Origin of the sequence: Vibrio sp. Vb1026, assembly GCF_033338745.1 — a bacterium.
Taxonomy (GTDB): domain Bacteria; phylum Pseudomonadota; class Gammaproteobacteria; order Enterobacterales; family Vibrionaceae; genus Vibrio; species Vibrio alginolyticus.
In genome coordinates this window covers 130,007-152,478 of record NZ_JAWOTH010000010.1, presented here as the reverse complement: position 1 = coordinate 152,478, position 22,472 = coordinate 130,007, and the positions used below count along the sequence as shown (strand labels likewise).

The following is a 22,472-nucleotide window of genomic DNA, read 5'->3' as shown; positions in this document are numbered from 1 at the left end:
TATGTTCTTCATTTCATATTTACTACACTTCCAATAATAATAACCACAATATAAGTGGTTGATTTAAGATAAGTTTGTCATGACAACTTTTGCTCGAACACTGTTGCTTTTTGCATGTTGCCTCTTGAGTTTGAATGTAAAAGCCGAAGCCCCTTTAATTGCTCATTATAAAGTCGCGACTGAAGCGGATGATGTCGTCACTCGTGTTCTTTTCAATGCTGCTTCAAAGGAGTTTGGCTTTACCGTTCAATACGTAAACTACTCCAGCTTTGATGCCATTCTAAATTCAGTAGCGAATGGGGAAGCGGACTTTGCTGCGAATATCACTTACACACAAGAACGTGCTCAACGTTTTAGTTATTCCCGCCCAACAAATATCGAATATACCTACCTCTTTGGCTTAAAAGATTCGACGTTGAGTGATATTTCGCGTGTTGGCGTCCCCAAAGATACAGTTTATGCCCAATTACTTAAACAACACTACCCTGGTCTAGAACAGATCTCTTATCAAGGTCACGAACAAGCAGTAACACTGCTACGTTCAGGTGCTGTGGACGGCGTTGTCGATGCCATTAACCAGCTCAAGCCGATGCTGATGGAGGGGTTTGACGCCAAGATGCTCAATGATCAGATTTCGATAAAGCCCGTATCCATCATCAGTAAAAAAGATCATCATCTTGAGGAGTTGGACACGTTCGCTACGTTTATTCACGGGGAAGCGGTGCAAAAGCAGCTTCGCGAAGAAATTTCCCAGTATCAATTTGAATTAAGGCGAGCAGCGTTGCGTGATTCTATTCGTTTATTACCCCTTGATTTTAATGAACCAATACGGATTAAGCTCGAATCTATCTTTCCATATGTTGTATACAACGCAGATGGTAGTGTCGAAGGGATGACGGCTGATGTAGTCCTGAGAAGTTGTGAGATCTTGGCTTTAAACTGCTTGATCATTAGTGAGCCTGGTGAAAGCTGGGGTTCTATGTACCATGAGTTTATCCAAGGTAATTTCGAAATTTTGGCGCCGTTAACGGTCAGCCGTGAGCGGCGCGCATTTAGCTACTTTCCAAAGTCCCATTACGCGCCAGCATCGGTGATGGTCAAGCGTTTAGGTTACAAACCGAGCACATACTCTCATGTTTCACAGTTGATATCTGAGCAGATTGGCGTAGTTAAGGATGACTTTTTCGATCAAATGATGACGCAACTGTTACCGCTAAAAGAACTCAAACGTTATCGTACTCAACAAGAGCTCATTCAGGGGCTATTAAATGAAGAAGTCGATTACATTCCGATGGATACGGCGATGCTCAATCATTTTTTACGTCTCAGTGAATTGGTTCCGATAGAGCAGGATACCGCTATTGGTGAGTTTTATGAGTCACAACTCTCTGTTGGATTGGTCGCGAATGAAAAAGGAGCCATGCTTGCGCCTTTCTTCAGTCGAGCGATAGCGATGTTAGAAGTTGATAAGATCATTGCTCAGTACGATGTACGCCCAGATTGGCGTACCGCACTTGAATATGAGATTCGATTAGCGACGCAAACACAAGCTGTGTTTATCTTTGTGTTATTGTTTGCTATTTGTGTTTCGCTTTATCTTTACCGTCAATCTAACACTGACAACTTAACAGGGTTAAGGAATCGTCGTGCGTTGCAAGTAAAGTATCGAAAAGGAGTAAACAAAGATCTATCCATACTTTACTTAGACATTAATCATTTCAAACGAATCAATGACACTTATGGGCATCGCGCTGGGGACGAAGTTTTACAACTACTGGCACTAAAAATTCATTATGTCTGGTCGGGAAGATGTTATCGAATTGGAGGGGATGAGTTCATATTACTGGGTTATCCTACGCAAGCTGAGTTAACTAGAGCAATGAGAGAGCTCAGTAGAATCGATGTGAAAGGCAAATTATGTAGTGATTTGGAGTCTATAAGTATCTCTATTGGTTTCTCTGCAAAAAGGGAACGGCACATGAGCTTAGAGCAAGCGATGCATTTGGCTGATGAAGACATGTACATGAGTAAGCAGTCCTCACGGCACGACTCCTCTTATCGTGACTGTACGGTTTCATCATAAAGGAATGAATTGATCGAGTTTTGTCCAAACGGTAATGAAATGATGAAATTCAAGGTTTTTGCTCTTGCATTATGAGAGCTGATACTGAATAATCGCCCCATCGATTGAGGCAAGACCTCTCGAAAAGAATTATGGGGCTCTGGTCCTCTCGCAACAATAGCTCGTGAACTCGGTCAGGTCCGGAAGGAAGCAGCCGCAGCGTGTGACTTGTGTGCCGGGATGTGGCTGGGGTCCCACCCTTTGAAAGCCCTGCGTTATCGCAGGGCTTTTTTCGTTTTTGAGCCTTCTTTTATTTTGGCTACGCTTGGTGTTCAACGTCTTCTGATGATCAAGCTTCTTGAGGTTATTTAGGTATAATTTATAATCTCATCCGCTTGATACCGAACTGTCGTGAAGATTGTTTAGGGTACGCTCGCCGAATAACCATTTTCACCTGGGATACTTTAATGATTTCAAAAAACCAATTAAAACTGCTTCGTGCTTTAGGTCAAAAGAAACAGCGTAAAGCGCATGGCTTATTCCTAGTTCAGGGTGAAAAGAACGTACTAGAGCTAGCAAGTAGTTCATTGAAGGTGAAGCAGGTTTTTGCAACAGCGGCATTTCTCGAACAAAATGCTGGTACGCTAAATCGTTTTGATTGTGTTGAAGCATCGCTTGATGAATTGACCAAAGCGAGCACGCTTGTGAGCAATAATGCGGCCATTGCTGTGGTTGAAATTCCGAGTGTAAAAGAGCCTCAAGCGAAAGGCTTGATGATTGCGCTAGATGGTGTATCCGACCCTGGTAATCTAGGTACGATTATTCGTGTTGCAGACTGGTATGGCATCAAGCACATTATTGCGAGTACAGATTGTGCTGATCCTTATAATCCTAAAACGATCAGTGCGACCATGGGCAGCTTTGGCCGCGTACAAGTGAGTTTGGTGGATTTGCCAAGTTACTTGGAACACGCCAAATTGCCAGTATATGGCGCGTTTTTGGAAGGAGAGAGCGTTCATAAAACGGATTTCGCTGCTGAAGGTATTTTGTTGATGGGCAGCGAATCTCATGGTGTGCGCGAAGCCGCAGCAAAATTCGTGACAGATAAAATCACGATTCCGGCGTTTGGCGGTGCCGAATCACTGAATGTCGCGATGGCGACTGGCATTATTTTAGACAACATGCGCCGCCAACATAGCTAACGCAACCATTACTTAATAACAAAGCCAGTCAATTTGACTGGCTTTGTTGTATTTATTGCCTAGAAAAATCAGCCTGGCTGAATCTTGCGTTTAACGAAATACAGTGAATGTTGTTCGGTGAGTTAATTTTGTTTTAGTTCAATAGGCTGTGCCTATAAATAAAATTACTCCTTTCCATTTAGTAAAATCAGGAAATTAGGCGACACTTATCTAAAGGCCGCAATAAAATGCCCTTAAGGAGATAAGAATGCATTCATTAAAAGTAAAAGATTACATGACGTTGCAAGCGGTGACTTTCACGAAAGATATGTCACTTTCGGCAGCTTTAAACAAAGTAATGCAAAGTGTCACACTAGGTGGCCCTGTCATTGATGAAAATGAAAAAGTGGTTGGGTTTTTATCGGAGCAAGACTTATTAGATAAGTTGGTGAAAGCAAGTTATCACTGCCAAGATACACATACGGTACAAGAGTGTATGCATGATGATGTCTTATCTGTTTCTCCAGAAATGTCAGTAATTGAACTGGCTGACATGATGAAAGTTGGAAAGCCGAAAATGTATCCAGTGGTGGATGGCAAAGGTAAGTTGGTTGGTGTTATCACAAGAAGAGACGTGCTGCGTGCCATAGGAATGACATTAAATGAGTGTTTTAAGCATCCCGTTTAACCTCTCTGTTTAAACTTTACGGAATATTGCTTTTAAACTGGTTTGGAAAGACGCTTCGGCGTCTTTTTTATTTTCTATCGCCGAACTGTACAAATTTATCTTGACCTTGGAGCTTACTCTAAGGTTTATCCTTAGCAATAGGTAAATCACCGATACCAATAAGGAAAAAATTATGTGTACAAAACATCAAGGTTGCCAATCTAGCAAAATCAAAACTGCGGTGCCGCTTGGTGCAAGCGAGTCATGCTGTGCGCCAGTAAAATCTTCGCTCAATATCTCTCAGGCCAGTGTTGATGTTTCTGAAAGCTCTTGCTGTAGTGGAGGAGGCTGCAGCGTTGACACAGGCGAGGAAGACGATCCCACAAGGGAGAGTAATTCCTCCGTTCGGAACGCTTGGCTTGTGTCAGGTATGGATTGCCCATCTTGTGCGCAAAAGCTTGAGAAAGCCATTACGTCTTTACAAGGCGTCAGCCAAGCCAAGGTTTTGTTTGCAACAGAAAAACTGGTCGTCGATTTTGATGGTCTAGAGCTGATAGCTACGATAGAGCAGACAGCCCAAAAAACGGGTTTCCCGCTCTCTTCACTTGATGCTCCAAAACCAAGCACTACAAAGAAAGGCTGGCTTGGCGTCATAAGAGACAACATCCAAATTCTCTCGATTGCTGGTGCAATGGCTACTGCGGCAGTAATTTCTAAGATCGACCCTCAAATAAGCGCTTGGTTATTCACTTTGACGTGTTTACTTGGTTTATACCCAATCGCGCTCAAAGCATTTAAGTTGGCGCGTAGCGGTACGCCTTTTGCGATTGAAACGTTAATGAGTGTAGCGGCGCTCGGCGCTTTATATTTAGGTGAAACCGCCGAAGCCGCAATGGTGTTATTGCTTTTCCTTATTGGTGAAAAGTTAGAAGCATATGCATCATCTCGCGCGCGAAGCGGTGTCCAGGCGTTAATGGACTTAGTCCCAGAAAATTCAATTTTAATTATTGATGGTGAACGCAAAGAAGTACCAGCTGCGCAGCTTAAACCAGGGGATATCATAGAAGTCGCACCCGGAGGTCGTTTGCCTGCCGACGGTGTTTTGCAAGATGCGCTTGCGAGTTTTGACGAAAGTGCGTTAACGGGAGAATCTGTTCCCGTTGAACATCAAACCGGTGGCAAAGTGATGGCCGGGGCTGTGGTTGTCGATAAAGTGGTTCGTTTACAGGTGACTTCCCGTCAGGGCGAGAATGCGATAGATCGAATTCTTCATTTGATTGAAGAAGCACAATCCCGTAAGGCACCATTAGAACGCTTTCTTGATAAATTTAGCCGTTGGTATACGCCACTAATGATGTTGGTGTCTCTGATGGTTATCGTTACGCCGCCATTACTATTTGCCCAACCGTGGGAAACGTGGATCTATCGAGGACTCGCCCTGCTGTTGATTGCTTGTCCATGTGCATTAGTCATTTCAACGCCTGCGGCGATCACTTCTGGCTTGGCGGCAGCGGCTAAGCGGGGCGCATTGATCAAAGGTGGAGCGGCGCTTGAGTTGCTTGGCAAGGTTGAGTCTGTCGCATTTGATAAAACTGGGACACTGACGCAAGGTAAACCAGAAGTGACCGACGTCTTTGCTTTTGATATGGATGAAGACAAGTTACTTAGCCTAACTGCGTCAATCGAGGTTGGTTCAAGTCATCCTCTAGCGGTTTCTTTAGTTACCAAAGTGCAAGAGAAGGGGCTTACTATTCCTGAAGCGTTGGATAAAACCGCGCAAGTAGGCTCTGGTGTCACTGGTTACGTCGATGGAAAAATGGTCCAAGTGGTCACGCCTTCAAAGGCAGACTTTCCACTTTCTCAAGAAGCCAAAGAGCAAGTGGTTACGTTGGAACAACAAGGTAAAACGGTTGTCATTGTTCGTTACGATGACGAGGTCATTGGCGTGATCGCATGGCAAGATACATTGCGCTCAGATGCCCAGCAAGCCATCGCAATGTTGAAGGAACTTGGGGTCACGTCGGTGATGCTAACGGGTGACAACCCGAGAAGTGCAGAAGCAATGGCAAATAGAATAGGCTTGGATTATAAAGCGAGTTTGTTACCTGCAGACAAGGTGCATTACGTCGAGAAACTATCACAACAACATACCGTTGCGATGGTGGGAGACGGTATCAATGATGCTCCAGCCATGAAAGCTTCGAGCATTGGTATTGCGATGGGAGGCGGTACGGATGTTGCGCTCGAGACTGCTGATGCGGCGTTAACACACAACCGGTTGATTGAGCTACCTGCCATGATAGAACTGTCGCGTGCGACGCTAAGTAACATTCGTCAGAATGTCGCGTTAGCGCTAGGTTTGAAAGGTGTATTCTTAGTGACAAGTTTACTTGGGGTTACTGGGTTGTGGGTTGCAGTATTAGCTGACAGTGGTGCAACAGCACTGGTGACATTGAATGCGTTGAGATTACTTCGTTTTGAGTCCAAACAGATCAAATAACTGACCTAACCAATGATCCCACTCATTAATAGCCCGAGGCATTCGTGTATCGGGCTTTTTTTAACCGTATTCACCTGATGCGATCAGACGTTTTTCTCGTCCTTGAAATCACGCATTGCTATGCAACAAAATGATTTAACGCCCCTTAAAGTGTGATCAATACCAGTTTTGTTTGAAATTTCACTTTCATTACATTTTGTCATTGTGATTGTGATCACTCTATGTTGGTGAAAGGTTCGCTACAGTGCATCTGTACCCAATAACTGATTAATGAGCTTATTGTTCATAAAATAAGCCACAATAAGGAGCGACTTATGTCTCAAGCTGTATTCCATTTAGGTGTTACTGAAGCTGATCTTAATGGTGCGACTCTAGCGATCATTCCTGGTGACCCAGCGCGTGTTCAAAAAATCGCAGAACAAATGGAAAATCCAGTATTTCTAGCAAGCCATCGTGAATACACGCTATACCGTGCAGAGCTAGACGGTAAACCTGTTGTGGTTTGTTCTACAGGTATTGGTGGTCCTTCTACCTCTATCGCAGTTGAGGAATTGGCACAGCTTGGTGTTCGTACTTTCCTACGTGTTGGTACAACGGGTGCAATTCAACCGCATGTAAACGTGGGTGACATGATCGTAACGACGGGGTCAGTTCGTCTTGACGGTGCGAGCCTACACTTTGCTCCTATGGAATTCCCAGCAGTTGCTGACTTTGAAGTAGCAACCGCAATGAAAGCAGCGGTAGAAGAGTCTGGCGCTACAGTTCACATGGGTGTGACTGCATCAAGCGACACGTTCTACCCTGGTCAAGAACGTTACGATACGTTCTCTGGTCGTGTTGTTAAGCGTTTCCAAGGCTCTATGCAAGAATGGCAAGACATGGGCGTACTTAACTTCGAGATGGAGTCTGCAACACTGCTAACAATGTGTGCGAGCTCTGGTTTAAAAGCGGGTTGTGTGGCAGGTGTTATCATCAACCGTACACAAAAAGAGATTCCAGATCATTCAACTCTGAAAGAAACGGAAGCGCGTTCAATTAAAGTGGTTGTAGAAGCAGCGCGTAAAATGCTTTAAGCCCCTATAGTTGGCATTTAAACAAACAGAAAAAACCAGAGGCTAACCTCTGGTTTTTTTCTAGTTATAGAAATGCGTACAGCTAAAATTTAGGTATAAAAAAAGCAGCATTAATGCTGCTTTTTATCGTTGTGAATTTTAGCTTTTCTTAATGGCACTATATCTCGTCTGAACCGCCCGCGTCTTTAAACCAAGCAGTTAAGTGCGTTCTTAAATCTTTAAGCTCATCAGGGCCAATCAGGGCTAGCCCTAAGTCTTCAGCACGAGTAATGTCATTGTGACGAAGAGGACGGAAGCTCACCAACATTGCGCGCGCTTGTAAGCCACCTAATAGATCGCGAAGCGATTCTAACTTATATAAAGTATCGTCGCCGTCATCTCTCATGCCTTTGGTTTTGCACTCGATGATGTGCAGCTTGTTGTTTACAACTGTTGCGACATCTAACTCATTGCGTACTTCACTTTCACCAAGTTTACGATAAACCTGAACATTTAACGATCGATCTTGGATCGTCGGCATGGTGTCTTGGATTTGCTTCACGGTGCTGTGAACCAAAGTTTCTAACCACTCACCGTTTGAAAAGCGTCGAGCATCTTCATCTGCAAACGTTAAAACGCCATTCTCATAGGTGGCGATTTCTGCTTCTACTAAATCTGAAAGCAACATGTTGAGCTCACGGTAGCCCTGCTGTTTTTCGGAGAGCTCGACATCAAGCTTTTGTTCTTTGCGGCATGTGGTTGCAAGGTAGTTAAGTGTTGCTAGACCTGGCCCAAGCTCAAGCGCATTTGAGGCCCATCGTTCACCAAGTTCATACAATTTTTTATCAAGAAGAGGTGGTAAATCAACGTGGTGAAACTCGCCGCGTGCACCAAAGATAGTGAGGTAATCTGCAATCGTAATGTGATCTTCGACTTGGGTATCTTCTTTGCCATCAGGGTATAACCAACAAAGCTTATCGCTACTAGGCTCAACCACAAAAATTGGCCAGCGATAGGTACGGAAAACTTCGTACACCGACAACAAGCGATGACGAAGACCACAGCTCGCGTTCAATTTTACATCTTCGCCGCGTTCATGAAGGTCTTTTGCCAGTTTTTGAATTGCTTGTTTGATCAGAGATGTATTAACAGCGGATGGAATTTCAAAAAATTCAGAAGTAATTTCTCGTTGAGCTAAAACGGCACTCAGTCGGTCAAATATATCTAACTGGCTCTTGTCTCCGATGAAGACGATATGTGTGCTTAGCGTACGATTATCTAATAGAGGAGTGACCAATCTCACTGGGTCTTGGTCGATAATACCAACATGAACAGCCATAGATTTTCCTTTTTATGAGGCCGCTCGAAAAGAGTTGTGCAAGGGGATGAGCTGGCCTTATTAATCATATGTAGACATGGCCGACAAAAAACAAGGGCGACTTAACAAAAAGTCGCCCTTATACAGTTGATTGCACTAATTAATGCTCTTAATTATAAAGTATTTATAACTTAAAGCGGTGGACCAATTCATTTTGCTGATGAGCCAAGTGGGTCAGTGATTCACTGGTTTGTGCGATACTCGACATGGCTTGGAAACTTTCATCGGCGATGCTGTTGATATCTTCGATGCTGCGAGCAATGTCTGTTGATGTTTCACTTTGCTCTGCTGCTGCTTGTGAAATGTGCGTACTCATTTGGCTGATCTCAATGATTAGCGCCTGGATCTCTTCCATTGAGCTGTTCGCTTTTGACGCTTGCTCAACCGACATCTCCATATCGCTCATACAGCTTTGTATGACTTGGTTTGCCGATTGTGAGCTAGATTGCAGATTACTGATCATGGATTCAATTTCAGTGGTTGATTGAGTCGTTCTTGATGCGAGTACTCGTACTTCATCTGCCACTACCGCGAAGCCGCGACCTTGTTCACCAGCGCGAGCCGCTTCAATTGCCGCGTTCAATGCCAGTAGGTTGGTTTGCTCCGCAATGTTGCGGATCACATCAAGGATAGACCCAATTTGACCACTCATCTTTTGTAGCTCAGAAACTGCGGAGACCGATTCGTTCAAACGTGTTTCTAGTTGATTAATGGTTGAGATGTTACTGCTCATAACATTTCTGCCTTCTTCAGAGGCAGATTCGACGCGTTGCACCATTTCTAGCGAGCCTTGCGCACTTTGCGCGACTTCCTGCACTGAATGAGACATTTCTGTCATCGCGGTAGCGACGTTTGCTGTTTGTTCGCGTTGAGAGCTCAATTTAATTTGTGCTTGCGAAGAGGTGCGTTCGTTGGTTGTCGCGGTTGACGATAGGTTTTCTGACGCTTCGTTGAGTTTCACCAAGATCTCGTGAAGGTTGTCGGCGAGTGAGTTAATGTGTCCACTCACACGGCTGAATTCGTTGTTATAGCGAATGTCGATACGCTGTGTCATATCACCTTCAGTCAGGCTTTCTAACACTTTTAGAATACGAGTCAACGGCTCGCGAACGCTTTGTGCGATGTGGTAGCCAATCGCTGTCGCGAGTAAAACGACAATAACGCCAATGATGATGGCTTTCGTTACACCCGCCGAATATATGTCACCTGCGTCTGCCAATGATTCATTGAGCTTATCTGTTGCGGTTGTCGTGAATTGCTCAAGAATCGCCATGGTTGAATCCACTTTATTTGCTAGGTTGGCGATATTGTTATACAAAGCGGCGCGAGCATTGAGGTAATTATTATGTTGGTCTAACACACCGCCACGCATACCAACGTCGCGAGTAAATTGCTCTACAGATTCGCCAAATGCTTTTTCTAGCTCAGGAAGTTGAGTCACCAACCCGCGGAATGCGTAATTCAAGTGCGTTACTGCTTTGCGGTTTTTAGCTACGGCTTGCGTAACAAACTCAGGGTTGGAACTGGCGAGGGCATCAGAGGTAATTACTTCGGCATCTTTTAACTTGATAAAGTAGCTCTTTGCCATGACTTTGACAGAAATGCTGGTTTGATCTGCCACATATTCTTTAAGACCAACCGACAGTTCGGTATTCAGTTTTTGGAAGCGGCGTGAGGATTTTTGCACTTCTTCTTGAGCCGCGAACATTGCTTCGTAGTTGTCCATGGCCTCTAGAGCTTCTGTAAAATAGCTTTGCTCTAACGTTTTTAACTCTGAAAACGGTTCGGCAAGAGTAGGGTAGGTTTGGCTTGCGGTTTTCAGTTGAGCCAATGTGGATTCGAAGCGCTGTTGAGATCTAGCAAATTCCTGACGCATTTCATCCATACGTTGTTTATTCTCTGTCGTCAGGAAGTCTTTAAATGATTTGTCGGCAGAAAGCAGCTCAACACTGGTTTGATTAGATAACGATACCAACGGTAGGGATGATTTAGAAACCGTGCCAAATTTTCCGTGAATATCACTCATTCCTCCCATCATAATGGCAATTGTGACGGCAAATAGGATGATGATCAGTGCAAAGCCGGCATACATCCTTTTAATAACTGAACCTCGCATAAGTGAGCTTCCTCTCCCAAAAATAGACAAGCTACCCAAGCATTTTTGAGTTTACTTGGGTATAAAAATAATAATTGTCTTAAAAAAGTAACAAAATTCATTGGATTGTATTCAGTTTGTGACGCGCATTTTATGACGCACACGACAAAAAAAGCTTCGTTAATTAGCATTTGATTAATAATGTTAAGTGAACACTGTTTTTATTGAGCTCCGCTTTTGGTTGGCGCATACTAATTGGGGTCTAATTACGTTTATAAAATGGAGTCCTCATGGCGGAAGAAACGATCTTTAGTAAAATTATTCGCAAGGAAATCCCTGCCGATATCCTTTATCAAGATGATTTGGTGACTGCGTTTCGCGACATTAACCCTCGCACACCAAGCCATATTCTCATTATTCCGAATAAACTGATCCCAACAACGAATGATGTAGAAGCTGAAGATGAAGCAATGATGGGGCGTTTGTTCACGGTTGCTAGAAAGTTAGCGAAAGAAGAAGGTATTGCTGAAGACGGCTATCGCCTGATCGTTAATTGTAATCCACATGGTGGCCAAGAGGTTTACCATATTCACATGCACCTACTAGGCGGCCGCCCTCTAGGTCCAATGGTATTGAGCTAAGCTTTTAAAAGTGGGTGGTGATTCACCCACTTCTTTTTCCTGTCGAATGACACATTTGTGGAGATAAATGTGAAACTAGGTGTAAAGCTGTTAGGGCTGATGAGCTGGGCTTTAATGGCCTCTGGCTGCGCGAATTTATCTGCGGGCAATCTGTTTAGTCATTACAGCAACCAGAATCAAGAAGTTTATCAAGCCGTTGTTGCAGGGGAATATGCCAAAGCAAAACAACTTCAATCAAGTGAAGTGGGTGGCGAGATACTTGGCAATTTTGAAAAAGGTCGCATCTCTTTTCTTGCTGAAGATTACCCGACAAGTTTGAATGCGCTAGAAAGCAGCGATCGTGCCGTACGTGTTCAACAAGATCGTGCGACGATATCTGTGTCAGACACGGCAACGAGCGTCGGCTCTCTCGCAGTGAACGACAATCTCCAAGACTATCATCCCGCCGATTACGAACTTGGCTTTTTGCACCTGTATCTAGGACTAAATTACTTACAGAAAAACGATTTAGAAGGGGCACTAGTTGAAGTGCGTCGAGCTAATCAAGTTCAGGAAGCAGCAAGAAAGGCGCGTGAAAAAGAGCTAAAAGCAGTAGAGAAAGACCTTAACAAGCAAGGCATGTCTGCCAATTTAGGCAGTGTGTTAGCGAACTACCCTGATGCTGGTAAAAAACTAAGCGCGGTACAAAATGGTTATCTGTTCTATCTTTCTGGCTTGTTATATGAAGCGTCGCGAGACTTAAACAGTGCTTATGTTGATTACCGACGAGCACTCGCTGTAATGCCAGACAACAAGCAAGTTGTGGAAAGCACCTTATACGCTGCTAAGAAGCTGGGCATGCGTGAAGACTTGCGCATGCTAGAGAAGCGGTATGGCAAAGCACCTTCTGGATTAACTCAGTCACAAGGGCGAGTCATCGTTATTGATGAGCAGGGTGTTGTTGAGGCGATGAAAGGGTGGCGTATTGATTTACCGATTTACGACAGTCGCGATAATGGCGCGATTTATTCGTTGGCGCTTCCTTATTATCAGAACCGAGGTGCTCAACGTTTTAGCGATGTTGTTTTAAATGGTCAGGTATTGCCTTCCAGTACGCTGACTGATGTTAATGCGATGGCGCAAAACGATCTTAATGAACGTCTTACTACAATAGTGATCCGTCAAGCTCTTCGTGTTTGGGCAAAAGATCGAATCCGAAAAGAGGCGGCGAAAAAAGGCGATGATGTGGGCAACATACTTTTCAATGTATGGAACACATTGACCGAACAGCCAGATACAAGAAGTTGGCAAACATTGCCAGCGCAAGTGAAAACGGCTTCAAAAATCGTGAAACCGGGAACACAAAGTTTAAACTTGGGTGATCAAACCTATCAGTTTGAAGTGCCTGCACAGCAGACTACATTGGTATGGGTATCTCGTCAGGGAGCACACTCAACCGTGTGGCATAAACAGCTAGGGAGACTGTAATGAAAGCATGGCTTGTTTGTTTAGCAATGGCTATTGGTTTAGTTGGATGCGCCGAAAACACGGCTGGTATTCGAATTGATGGCCAAACGCAAAAAGTATTTTTTAATGATAACGTTTTAGGTAGTCGCTTATTAGTTGACAACATCACCACCACTTACGTTGATGATCGCCCACGAGGAGTCGTGCAGCTGAGTAGCAATTACAAAGGTGATCAGCACATTCTTTACCGATTTTATTGGTATGACAACAATGGTTTAGAAGTGAATACCAAACCTGGTCCGTGGCGAAAAATGATTGTGCGAGGATTTGAGCAAGTCACGTTATCTGAAGTTACTGTGAATCCAAATGGCACAAAATTCCGTGTGCAAATTAGAGAAGCACAAGACGATTAATCTTAACGGCTCTGCCGAAGCTGCCGCGCTAACGATGCGCTGGTATTGAAAAACTAAGGAACTCTCATGAAAAAAAGTATTATTGCTCTTTTAGGTCTTGCCGTCATTTTAGGTGGCTGTTCTAACAAAGTCTCTTACGGCGATGCGCAAGCAACAGAAACCACGACTATCGATTTTGGCTCAACAGATTTACAAAAAATCGCGGCTGAAATGGTGGATAGCATGATGATGTCGGGCTCTGTAGCAGCAATTACTCGTGACCAACGTCCTATCGTTTTTGTTGAGCGAATTAAGAACAAAACCAGTGAACATATTGACACTGAATCCATTACTGACACGATCTCTACTAAGATGTTGAACTCAGGTAAGTTCCGCTTTGTTGATATGGATCGTGTTGAGTCTGTGCGTGAACAACTTAACTTCCAAAACACGGATGAGCTTGTTAACCAAAGCACAGCGATCCAATTTGGTAAAATGGTTGGTGCTCAATACATGCTTTACGGCAACCTATCTAGCATTGTGAAAAATGCAGGTAGCGATAAAGATGTATACTACAAGATGACCATGCGCTTAATGGACCTAGAAACAGGTTTGATTGAGTGGGCGGATGAAACTGAAATTCGTAAAGCGCAATCTAAGAGCCTATTCGGTCTTTAATCGAACAGGGTGGAGAAGTCATCAATGGCATGGTTTTCTTGGCAACAAGCAAAACAGTTAGATCCGAGTCTTAACGCTCTCGATGGCTTCTTTACGGAGCCTCCGGTAAAAGTACAAACTGTTACCGGGGGGCTAACCAACCGCTGTTGGCGGTTGGAATCTTCTCAAGGCCTTGCATACATCTGGCGACCGACCAGTCATGTCTGCAAGGCTTTTTCAATTTCTCGTCACAGTGAATATCAAGTGCTGAATGCAGTCTCTTCATTGGAAATTGGCCCCAAGCCAGTTTTTATTCATGAGCAAGGGTTGCTGGTGGAATGGATAGAAGGAGAGGCTCTGACGGAGTCAGGCTTAGCACTAAGCGATTTATTATCCATTGCGGCGAAGATTCATCAATATCCGATAAGCGCAATTCCTTTGGTTCCATTTTCATATATTTCTCGCATCGATCATTATTGGCTTGAGCTTGATGGTCAGTATGTGGGTACGGAGTTTGATGCTTTGTACATGAAGTGGCGCACGGAACCGAACGTTGAACCTGTTCCACTTGCCCTATGTCACTTCGATCTGGGGTGTTATAACCTAGTGCGAGGAGAGAATGGGGTGAAAGTCATTGATTGGGAGTATGCCGGGATTGCTGACCCTAGGCTTGATTTGACCTTAACTATTCAGGTCGCGAATTCGCCTGTGGAAGAAGCGGTAAAGCAGTATTGCCAAATTCGAGGTATCGAAGATGTGTCTCTTTGGCTGAGAGGTGTACATGCTTGGCAACCAAGAACCTTGGTGATGGCGATGCTCTGGTATCTACTTGCCTATAAATTGTGGGGAAATGAACAATACTTAAACAGTGCGTATGAGTTGAAAGGCTCATTGTGTATGGAAGATCACTGTTTTGAGAACTCGTGATATTTTCCCCTTTAACAGTAAGGAAATAGTGGTAGTTTTAATAAAAGTACCAGATACACACAGGGAGAGGTACAGATGATTATTTACTTACACGGCTTTGACAGCACAAGCCCGGGTAACCACGAAAAAGTTCTTCAACTGCAATTTATCGACGACGACGTTCGTTTTATCAATTACAGCACCCTTCACCCAAAGCACGACATGCAACACTTGTTAAAAGAAGTGTCTAAAGTTATCGATCAATCTGATGACCCAAACCCGTTAATCTGTGGGGTAGGTTTAGGTGGTTACTGGTCTGAGCGAATTGGTTTTCTATGCGGTATCAAGCAAGTGATGTTCAACCCGAACTTGCACCCAGAAAAAACGATGGCTGGTCGAATCGATCGCCCAGAAGAGTATGAAGATATCGCAACAAAATGTGTTGATCAGTTCCGAGCGAAAAATCAAGCGCACTGCTTAGTGATTCTCTCTAAAGATGATGAAGTGCATGACAATTCGAAAACGGCAGCTGAGTTAGAAAAACACTATCAAATCATTTGGGATGAAACTCAGTCTCATAAGTTCAAAAAAATCTCTCATCATTTACAAGCGATAAAGGCATTTAAAAATACTTACTAATGTTGAGTGTAGACAGTAAAGCGGCGTTTTTATCGGCTGCTTTGCTGCGATTCCTTCTCTTGAGTATGCCGAGCCACTGTCTCTTTGAAAGGCACATTTTCTTGGTTTAACGCTTTGAATATTGTGTTCTCCTTACCGTTTTCTTACTTCGCTCCTATGTAGCACGAACACCTTGTTGTAGAGTAGTCGAAAAGTAGTCAATCCGTACTCGTTACACGGATTTTGGTTGCCTTCAAAGTTGGTCTCTATATAATGAACCGGACTAAAATAATTTGATAAATATCAAAAAAAATTGAGAGCGAGTAATAAACTTGCCCAAAAAATTCTGGCGTCGTATGCGTACCAGATAAACATGCCAAACCCTGACAAGTCATTGATAGATAAAGAATCAAGGTGAGTGGCAGTTTTTTAATCCAAGTAATTGAGACACCTCTAAGAACCAAGAATTCATCGGTTGGATGGATGCCACAAATGTTTGTGAGTCATGCATCGAGCTGAACCCCATATATTCATTTTTGTAGAGGAAAATCATTGTGACACGCATTATCGTTGTAGGCGGCGGTGCAGGTGGTCTTGAGTTGGCAACTAAGCTTGGTCGAACTCTAGGTCGCAAAAACCGTGCGCAAATTACGCTAGTCGATCGAAAAGCGAGCCACTTGTGGAAGCCATTATTGCATGAGGTTGCTACAGGTTCTTTGGACGAAGGAGTAGATGCACTGAGCTATCGAGCTCATGCAAAAAACCACAGCTTCGACTTCCAAATGGGGAGTCTTCAAGACATCGACCGTGAACGTAAAGTGATCATCTTAAGTGAGCTTAAAGACGAACACGGTGAACTTCTTATGCCAAGCCGTGAGCTAGAATACGACATTCTAGTGATGGCAATTGGCTCGACATCAAACGACTTCAACACGCCTGGCGTTCGTGAAAACTGTATTTTCCTAGACAGCCCTGAGCAAGCACACCGTTTCCGTACAGAAATGAACAACGAGTTCCTAAAGCTGCACGCGAAAAACGGTAACGGTACGGTCGATATTGCGATTGTTGGTGCTGGTGCAACTGGCGTTGAACTATCAGCTGAGTTACATAATGCTGTTAAAGAGCTGCGCACTTATGGCTTCGGTGATCTTGATTCTAGCAAGTTGAACGTCAATCTGATTGAAGCAGGTGAGCGTATTTTACCAGCGTTACCTCCACGTATTTCTTCTGCTGCTCATCAAGAGTTGGTGAAGTTGGGCGTAAACGTGCGCACCGCCACTATGGTGACTAAAGCTGAAAAAGATGGCCTTACTACAAAAGATGGTGAGAAGATCCCAGCTCAAATCATGGTTTGGGCTGCGGGTATCAAAGCTCCAGACTTTATTAAAGATATCGCTGGCTTAGAAACGAACCGTATCAATCAGCTTGTAGTGAAAAACACACTACAGACAACACGAGATGATGACATCTTTGTTATTGGTGACTTAGCACAATGCACCCAGTCTGACGGTTCGTTCGTGCCGCCACGCGCTCAAGCTGCACACCAAATGGCAAGCCAGGCATTTAGTAACATCGTCGCGAAGATCAACGGGCGCGAGTTGAAAGACTATGTATATAAAGATCACGGTTCATTAGTGTCTCTAAGTCGCTTCTCAACCGTTGGTAGTCTGATGGGGAACCTAACTAAAGGGTCGATGATGGTAGAAGGCCGTATTGCTCGTGTCGTTTACATCTCATTGTATCGCATGCACCTAATGGCGTTGCACGGTGTATTCAAAACCGGTCTGATGATGCTCGTCGGCCGCATTAATCGCGTGCTGCGTCCAAACCTTAAGCTGCACTAAGGTTTTAAATCCACTCTGTGTGGATGTGTTGTATCTTAAAAAATGCAGAAGCCACCGCAAGTCGGTGGCTTTTTGTTTATGTTAGATCTGTCGGTAAAAGTGAGAACACAACGCCATCTTTAGGCTTACCCTGAAAAATAAACCGGTTTCTGGCGATGGCTTCTTTTTGTGCACCGACGGACTCAATTAAGGCTTGGCTAGCTTCGTTGTCGGGGTCACAAACAATCTCTAGTCGAGTTAAACTTAGCTTTGCGAAGCAGAATTCTGCTAAGGCTTTAACGGCTTCTTGGGCATAACCTTGCCGTTGATAGCGGTCGGCAACCCAGTAACCAATACTCGCCATATTAAACGTATGATATAACTCATTAACCGCTGCCATTCCAACCAAAGTGTTACTTTGCCGCTCATAGATACCGAAACCAAAAGCCTCAGTTTTGACCCAGTTAAGACGGGTTGCCAACAGAAAGTCCTGCGCGGTTTTCAATGTGACGTTTTTATCACACCAGTCAAGCCATTGGTGCAGCGAAGGGGATTCTGCAAGTAGTCGTTGTAGTGAATGTGCTTCTTCAGCAGGGATGAGCTTGAGCGCTAAGCGGGGCGCAATGATTTCAAAGTCTGGACTCATGAACTAATACGACTTCCATGTTGAGTGTAAGTAAATTGAAAGCTGTCTATTTATACTTGAACGCAGCTATTTTCCTTGCTCTGCGTTGGTTAGGAATAACTGAGGTATAGCAGATAAAAACAAAGCGCAGCTTTGCTGCGCTTTGTCGAACCGCTCGTGCTTATCGAACCCGACGAACTTGAATGATCATACCCATCAACGGGTTATCTAGGTAATGAGTCTCGCTGCTACGCATACGACGTTTTTGATCCATTCGATAACTCTTCAGGAATTTCTCTTCGGTTACTGTCGGCGATATTTCTGCCAAGTTACCAACTTGGACGTTACCATCTACTTCACCTAAGTCATCCGCCAATTGCTCAGTTGAGGTTGGTTCAAAACGCACCTCTCTAACACTTGGTTCGCGCAGATCTAGTGTTGTTTCAGCGAAGAGGTAATGCTGTACGTATATTTGGAATCGACCATCTAGTTCATATAAAGGACCATTGACCGTCTCTTCACTGTAACCGTCGCTGGAAAATGTTTGATTACTATTGCCATTGATTGGGCGGCCATCTGCTTGATAAGAATCAGAGAAATCTCGCCCGCCAACGATGCGGAAAATTGGGGCGCTAGATTTACCTCGGTCACCTTGACGCCAGGCTACGTGTTTAAGCACTTTAAAGCCGGCATGATTATTTAGTGCCGCTTCTTGCGCGTTGAGACGGAAAGAAGAACTTGGCAAAAGCGTCACGCCTTTAGAGCGGCGGTAGGATTCACTCTCTAGGCTACCGACATTTTCCATATCGATTTTTGGCAGTTGATTCGGCCAAGATTCTGTTGTGCTTTCAGCGTCGACTGCTCGCTTGAAAATGATCACTTCAATATCAAATTGGCGCTGTGCCCAAGAGGGCATTGAGACACATAGAAGCAATAACGGGATCAGTATTCTCATTCGACTATTAGCTCGTTGGTAATAAATTCTGTTTAAAATCATTCAGTAAGTCTTGAACAAACTGAATGCGTTTACGTCGGTCCACCAATGGTACGCTAAACTTGAACTTAGTTGGACCTTCCATTGCAAATTTTTGCGGCTGTGATTGCAGCAGTTTAACTAAATACGCTGGATTTATGTCAGCATCAGGGTAAAACTCGATAAATCCACCTTTATCATGGGCTTCTATCTTTTTCGCTTTTAAACTACCAGCCGAAATTTTCAATTCTGAGACGGCAAGTAAGTTCTTTGTTGCGTCTGGAAGCAGACCAAAGCGATCAATCAGTTCCACTTTTAGCTCTGATAGTTCATCACTGCTTGTGACACTCGCAATGCGTTTGTACATCGACAGTCGTGTGTTTACATCCGGAATGTAATCATCTGGTAAGAGCGCTGGGATTCGCATTTCCACTTCAGTTTGCTCACGAAGCAGCTCATCCAAAGATGGCTCCTTGCCTTCTTTTAATGCTTGCACTGCTTGTTCCAGCATTTCCATATAAAGTGTAAAACCAACGGATTGAATTTGCCCACTTTGCTCATCACCAAGCAGCTCACCAGCACCACGGATTTCTAAATCGTGGGTTGCTAACGTAAAGCCAGCACCTAAGTCTTCCAGTGAAGCAATCGCATCAAGACGCTTGATGGCATCTTTGGTCATGGCTTTTGGATGTGGCGTTAATAAGTAAGCATAGGCTTGATGGTGCGAACGTCCAACACGGCCACGTAATTGATGCAACTGCGCCAAGCCAAGATTGTCCGCACGATCCATGATTATGGTATTCGCCGTTGGTACGTCGATACCGGTTTCGATGATGGTTGTACACACCAACACATTAAAGCGCTGATGGTAGAAGTCATTCATGATTCGCTCAAGTTCGCGCTCGCGCATTTGACCATGAGCCACGGTAATGCGTGCCTCTGGGATGAGTTTCTGTAAGTCTTCTGCCGTTTTTTCAATGGTTTCAACCTGATTGTGCAGGAAGTAAACCTGACCACCACGCATAATTTCACGCAGTACCGCTTCACGGACCACTGGCTCTTCTTTTTGTCGAACAAAGGTTTTAATGGCTAAACGGCGTGCAGGAGGTGTCGCGATGATCGACAGGTCTCGCATGCCACTCATTGCCATATTCAGTGTGCGTGGAATTGGTGTTGCGGTGAGGGTAAGAATGTCCACATCCGCACGCATTGCTTTGACTTTTTCTTTTTGACGAACCCCGAAGCGGTGTTCCTCATCAACGATCAACAAACCTAAATCTTTGAATTTAATGTCGCTCGAAAGCAGCTTATGCGTACCAACGACAATGTCTACTTTACCATCGGCAACGTCTTGCAGAATGACTTTTTGTTCTTTGGCAGATTTAAAACGAGACAGTACTTCAACTCGGATTGGTAAGTTGGCAAAACGGTCACGGAAGTTTTCGAAATGCTGCTGAGCAAGCAAGGTTGTTGGTACGAGTACAGCGACCTGTTTACTGTTATCCGTTGCGACAAATGCTGCGCGCATAGCGACTTCCGTTTTACCAAAGCCCACGTCACCACATACTAAGCGATCCATTGCTTTTGCCTGGCACATGTCTGACAAGACGGCATTGATGGCCATCGCTTGGTCATCTGTTTCTTCAAACGGGAATGTTGCTTTAAATGTTGCGTATTGCCCACGATCTAGCTCAAATTTGAAGCCAGGTTTTAATTCTCGTTTTGCATACACATCCAGCAATTCTGCCGCGACATCACGCACTTTTTCTGCCGCTTTACGACGTGCTTTTGCCCACGCTTCACCACCTAATTTATGCAGTGGCGCACTCTCTTCAGCGCCGCCAGAATAACGGCTGATAAGATTCAGTGATGAAACTGGCACGTAGAGCTTGGCATCGTTTTGATACTCAAGGGTGACGTATTCCGTTTTCATACCACCGGCTTCAAGTGTTTGTAAACCGATGTAGCGGCCAATACCGTGATCAATATGAACCACAGGTTGGCCGGGTTTTAGTTCGGCAAGGTGGCGAATAACGGTGTCACTGTTGACGGCTTTTTTATCTTTGCGGCGTCGCTGGATAACACGGTCACCGAGTAGATCACTTTCACAGATCAGAGCGAAGTTCAGCTCTTCGTGAATGAAACCATGCTCTGCTGCGCCTAAGATCAAGCTGAATCGATCACCCGAGTCTAGAGCTTGGTAAAGTGAGCCATGTACGACTGGCCGAACTTTGATGCCTTGCAACAGCTCCGTTAGTGCTTCACGACGACCTTCTGACTCTACCGAGAAAACGATTTTGCCGCTGAATTGCTCACTGAACTGACGAAGGCGCGAGAGCGGCTCTTTATTATGTTGCTGAACGCCAAGCTCGGCTAACGATTGTACTGGTAGGTTTTGACGACCGGCACGCTTAACCACTTTATCTAGGCTCAATTGAGCGATAGGGAGCTGTTTTAGTTGACTGAAAAGTTCGTCTTTTTTCAACCAAAGCTGTTCAGGAGTCAAAAGAGGACGCAACGGATCAACTTTTTTCTGGTCGTATCGATATTCGACATCGGTTAAGAAAGTATCGACCGCAGATTCGATATCACCATATGTGATGACTTGAGAGTCTTCTGGCAAATATTCAAATAAAGTCTCGGTATGGTCAAAAAACAGCGGCTGCCAATACTCAATACCAGCGGGCCACGTGCCTTTGGTCACTTGCATGTAGATTGATTCAGGCTCGCGGCGTGCGTCGAACTGGGTGCGCCAACGTGTACGGAAATCTTCAATCGCTTCTTTAGTGGTTGGGAACTCATGTGCAGGCAGCAATTGGATTTGCTGAATATCGTCGATAGAGCGTTGGTTCTCTGGATCAAACGTGCGAATGGTATCTATTTCATCATCAAAGAAGTCGATGCGGTACGGGTCATTGCTGCCCATAGGAAAGAGATCCAGAATAGACCCACGACTTGCATATTCACCTGGTCCAAATACTTGATCTACATGGCGGTAGCCTGAATTTTCAAGTTGTACACGTAACTTCTCTAGCGAGATTCGATCACCAGTTTTCACCATTAAAGTGTGTTGCAACAGAAAATCACGTGGCGATTGGCGTTGCAATACTGTACTGACCGGGACGATGGTTATGCCATCACGTTGACTTGGCAGTTGGTATAGGCGTGCGATACGTTCAGAGATGATTTCTTGATGCGGAGAAAAGTTATCGTAAGGCAGCGTTTCCCAGTCGGGGAACAGGCTTACCGTTTGGTCGGTGAATTGCTCAATCTCTGCCTGAAGCTTTAAAGCAATTTGCGGGTCAGGCACAACGAGTAGCGAGTGACTCGAATGCTGTTTGGCTAGCTCTGCAATGGCTAGAGGTAGAGCTGCGCCCGGCAAATTACCTAGCTGTTTTTTGTCGCCACGCTCTGAAGGGTTGGTGACGGAAAGAATCGTTGCTTTTGTCATAGGAA

17 protein-coding genes and 1 other RNA gene are annotated in these 22,472 nt (G+C 44.5%); 13 read left to right on the top strand and 5 right to left on the bottom strand.

Translation table 11 applies throughout. The features are described from left to right. Positions 1 to 79 precede the first annotated feature (79 nt). From R7E47_RS15890 to udp, 6 genes are all read left to right on the top strand, one after another. Positions 80 to 2,083 (top strand): GGDEF domain-containing protein, encoded by a 2,004-nt coding sequence (locus R7E47_RS15890; RefSeq protein ID WP_053349422.1) that lies wholly within the window; start codon positions 80 to 82, stop codon positions 2,081 to 2,083. Positions 2,084 to 2,220: 137 nt separating this feature from the next. After that, positions 2,221 to 2,317, top strand: an RNA gene (ffs, locus tag R7E47_RS15885) — signal recognition particle sRNA small type. Positions 2,318 to 2,529: 212 nt separating this feature from the next. Then, complete coding sequence (locus R7E47_RS15880; protein ID WP_005378485.1) at positions 2,530 to 3,264, top strand: RNA methyltransferase; 735 nt, start codon at positions 2,530 to 2,532, stop codon at positions 3,262 to 3,264. A 247-nt stretch (positions 3,265 to 3,511) separates the two neighbouring features. After that, entirely contained in the window at positions 3,512 to 3,931 is a 420-nt protein-coding gene (locus R7E47_RS15875) for a CBS domain-containing protein (protein WP_005378483.1), read from the top strand. Between the two features lie 172 nt (positions 3,932 to 4,103). Continuing rightward, on the top strand, positions 4,104 to 6,410 hold the full coding sequence (locus tag R7E47_RS15870; protein WP_054575452.1) for a zinc/cadmium/mercury/lead-transporting ATPase: 2,307 nt from the start codon (positions 4,104 to 4,106) through the stop codon (positions 6,408 to 6,410). Between the two features lie 314 nt (positions 6,411 to 6,724). Continuing rightward, positions 6,725 to 7,483, top strand: coding sequence for a uridine phosphorylase (udp, locus tag R7E47_RS15865; protein WP_005378479.1), 759 nt, complete (start codon positions 6,725 to 6,727; stop codon positions 7,481 to 7,483). 157 nt (positions 7,484 to 7,640) lie between these two features. On the opposite strand, the gene R7E47_RS15860 is transcribed toward udp, so the two are convergent. Together R7E47_RS15860 and R7E47_RS15855 are read right to left on the bottom strand one after the other, a co-directional pair. Then, positions 7,641 to 8,801, bottom strand: a complete 1,161-nt coding sequence (locus R7E47_RS15860) for a DUF1887 family protein (RefSeq protein WP_064353735.1) — start codon at positions 8,799 to 8,801, stop codon at positions 7,641 to 7,643. A 163-nt stretch (positions 8,802 to 8,964) separates the two neighbouring features. Continuing rightward, a complete protein-coding gene (locus R7E47_RS15855; RefSeq protein WP_206949128.1) occupies positions 8,965 to 10,956 on the bottom strand; it encodes a methyl-accepting chemotaxis protein in 1,992 nt (663 codons plus the stop codon). Positions 10,957 to 11,225: 269 nt separating this feature from the next. Between R7E47_RS15855 and hinT the strand changes: the two genes are divergently transcribed. From hinT to R7E47_RS15820, 7 genes are all read left to right on the top strand, one after another. Next, positions 11,226 to 11,576, top strand: a complete 351-nt coding sequence (gene hinT, locus R7E47_RS15850; RefSeq protein WP_005378473.1) for a purine nucleoside phosphoramidase — start codon at positions 11,226 to 11,228, stop codon at positions 11,574 to 11,576. Between the two features lie 69 nt (positions 11,577 to 11,645). Continuing rightward, a complete protein-coding gene (locus R7E47_RS15845; RefSeq protein ID WP_085569623.1) occupies positions 11,646 to 13,043 on the top strand; it encodes a COG3014 family protein in 1,398 nt (465 codons plus the stop codon). After that, positions 13,043 to 13,435, top strand: coding sequence for a YcfL family protein (locus R7E47_RS15840; RefSeq protein ID WP_005378469.1), 393 nt, complete (start codon positions 13,043 to 13,045; stop codon positions 13,433 to 13,435). Before R7E47_RS15845 ends, R7E47_RS15840 begins: the two co-directional genes overlap by 1 nt. 66 nt (positions 13,436 to 13,501) lie before the next feature. Next, positions 13,502 to 14,092 carry a penicillin-binding protein activator LpoB gene (gene lpoB / locus R7E47_RS15835; RefSeq protein WP_005378467.1) on the top strand — a complete coding sequence of 197 codons (591 nt, stop codon included), beginning with the start codon at positions 13,502 to 13,504 and terminating at the stop codon, positions 14,090 to 14,092. A 24-nt stretch (positions 14,093 to 14,116) separates the two neighbouring features. Next, positions 14,117 to 14,998, top strand: a complete 882-nt coding sequence (gene thiK, locus R7E47_RS15830; protein ID WP_017820011.1) for a thiamine kinase — start codon at positions 14,117 to 14,119, stop codon at positions 14,996 to 14,998. Between the two features lie 75 nt (positions 14,999 to 15,073). After that, positions 15,074 to 15,616, top strand: coding sequence for an alpha/beta hydrolase YcfP (ycfP, locus tag R7E47_RS15825; RefSeq protein ID WP_005378464.1), 543 nt, complete (start codon positions 15,074 to 15,076; stop codon positions 15,614 to 15,616). Between the two features lie 533 nt (positions 15,617 to 16,149). Continuing rightward, the gene (locus tag R7E47_RS15820) at positions 16,150 to 17,439 is read left to right on the top strand and encodes an NAD(P)/FAD-dependent oxidoreductase (RefSeq protein ID WP_005378463.1); all 1,290 of its coding nucleotides are present in this window, start codon (positions 16,150 to 16,152) and stop codon (positions 17,437 to 17,439) included. A gap of 76 nt (positions 17,440 to 17,515) precedes the next feature. Here the strand turns inward: R7E47_RS15820 and R7E47_RS15815 are convergent, their stop codons facing one another. From R7E47_RS15815 to mfd, 3 genes are all read right to left on the bottom strand, one after another. Beyond that, positions 17,516 to 18,064 carry a GNAT family N-acetyltransferase gene (locus R7E47_RS15815; protein ID WP_005387823.1) on the bottom strand — a complete coding sequence of 183 codons (549 nt, stop codon included), beginning with the start codon at positions 18,062 to 18,064 and terminating at the stop codon, positions 17,516 to 17,518. Between the two features lie 160 nt (positions 18,065 to 18,224). Continuing rightward, positions 18,225 to 18,998, bottom strand: a complete 774-nt coding sequence (locus R7E47_RS15810; protein WP_005387825.1) for a peptidoglycan binding protein CsiV — start codon at positions 18,996 to 18,998, stop codon at positions 18,225 to 18,227. 7 nt (positions 18,999 to 19,005) lie between these two features. Next, entirely contained in the window at positions 19,006 to 22,467 is a 3,462-nt protein-coding gene (gene mfd, locus R7E47_RS15805; protein WP_213889539.1) for a transcription-repair coupling factor, read from the bottom strand. Positions 22,468 to 22,472 lie beyond the last annotated feature (5 nt).

Bases quoted from the DNA above. Each gene is read 5' to 3' on its own strand.
- R7E47_RS15890 (WP_053349422.1), top strand. From the start codon at position 80: ATGACAACTTTTGCTCGAACACTGTTGCTTTTTGCATGTTGCCTCTTG.
- R7E47_RS15880 (WP_005378485.1), top strand. From the start codon at position 2,530: ATGATTTCAAAAAACCAATTAAAACTGCTTCGTGCTTTAGGTCAAAAG.
- R7E47_RS15875 (WP_005378483.1), top strand. From the start codon at position 3,512: ATGCATTCATTAAAAGTAAAAGATTACATGACGTTGCAAGCGGTGACT.
- R7E47_RS15870 (WP_054575452.1), top strand. From the start codon at position 4,104: ATGTGTACAAAACATCAAGGTTGCCAATCTAGCAAAATCAAAACTGCG.
- udp (WP_005378479.1), top strand. From the start codon at position 6,725: ATGTCTCAAGCTGTATTCCATTTAGGTGTTACTGAAGCTGATCTTAAT.
- R7E47_RS15860 (WP_064353735.1), bottom strand. From the start codon at position 8,801: ATGGCTGTTCATGTTGGTATTATCGACCAAGACCCAGTGAGATTGGTC.
- R7E47_RS15855 (WP_206949128.1), bottom strand. From the start codon at position 10,956: ATGCGAGGTTCAGTTATTAAAAGGATGTATGCCGGCTTTGCACTGATC.
- hinT (WP_005378473.1), top strand. From the start codon at position 11,226: ATGGCGGAAGAAACGATCTTTAGTAAAATTATTCGCAAGGAAATCCCT.
- R7E47_RS15840 (WP_005378469.1), top strand. From the start codon at position 13,043: ATGAAAGCATGGCTTGTTTGTTTAGCAATGGCTATTGGTTTAGTTGGA.
- lpoB (WP_005378467.1), top strand. From the start codon at position 13,502: ATGAAAAAAAGTATTATTGCTCTTTTAGGTCTTGCCGTCATTTTAGGT.
- thiK (WP_017820011.1), top strand. From the start codon at position 14,117: ATGGCATGGTTTTCTTGGCAACAAGCAAAACAGTTAGATCCGAGTCTT.
- ycfP (WP_005378464.1), top strand. From the start codon at position 15,074: ATGATTATTTACTTACACGGCTTTGACAGCACAAGCCCGGGTAACCAC.
- R7E47_RS15815 (WP_005387823.1), bottom strand. From the start codon at position 18,064: ATGAGTCCAGACTTTGAAATCATTGCGCCCCGCTTAGCGCTCAAGCTC.
- R7E47_RS15810 (WP_005387825.1), bottom strand. From the start codon at position 18,998: ATGAGAATACTGATCCCGTTATTGCTTCTATGTGTCTCAATGCCCTCT.
- mfd (WP_213889539.1), bottom strand. From the start codon at position 22,467: ATGACAAAAGCAACGATTCTTTCCGTCACCAACCCTTCAGAGCGTGGC.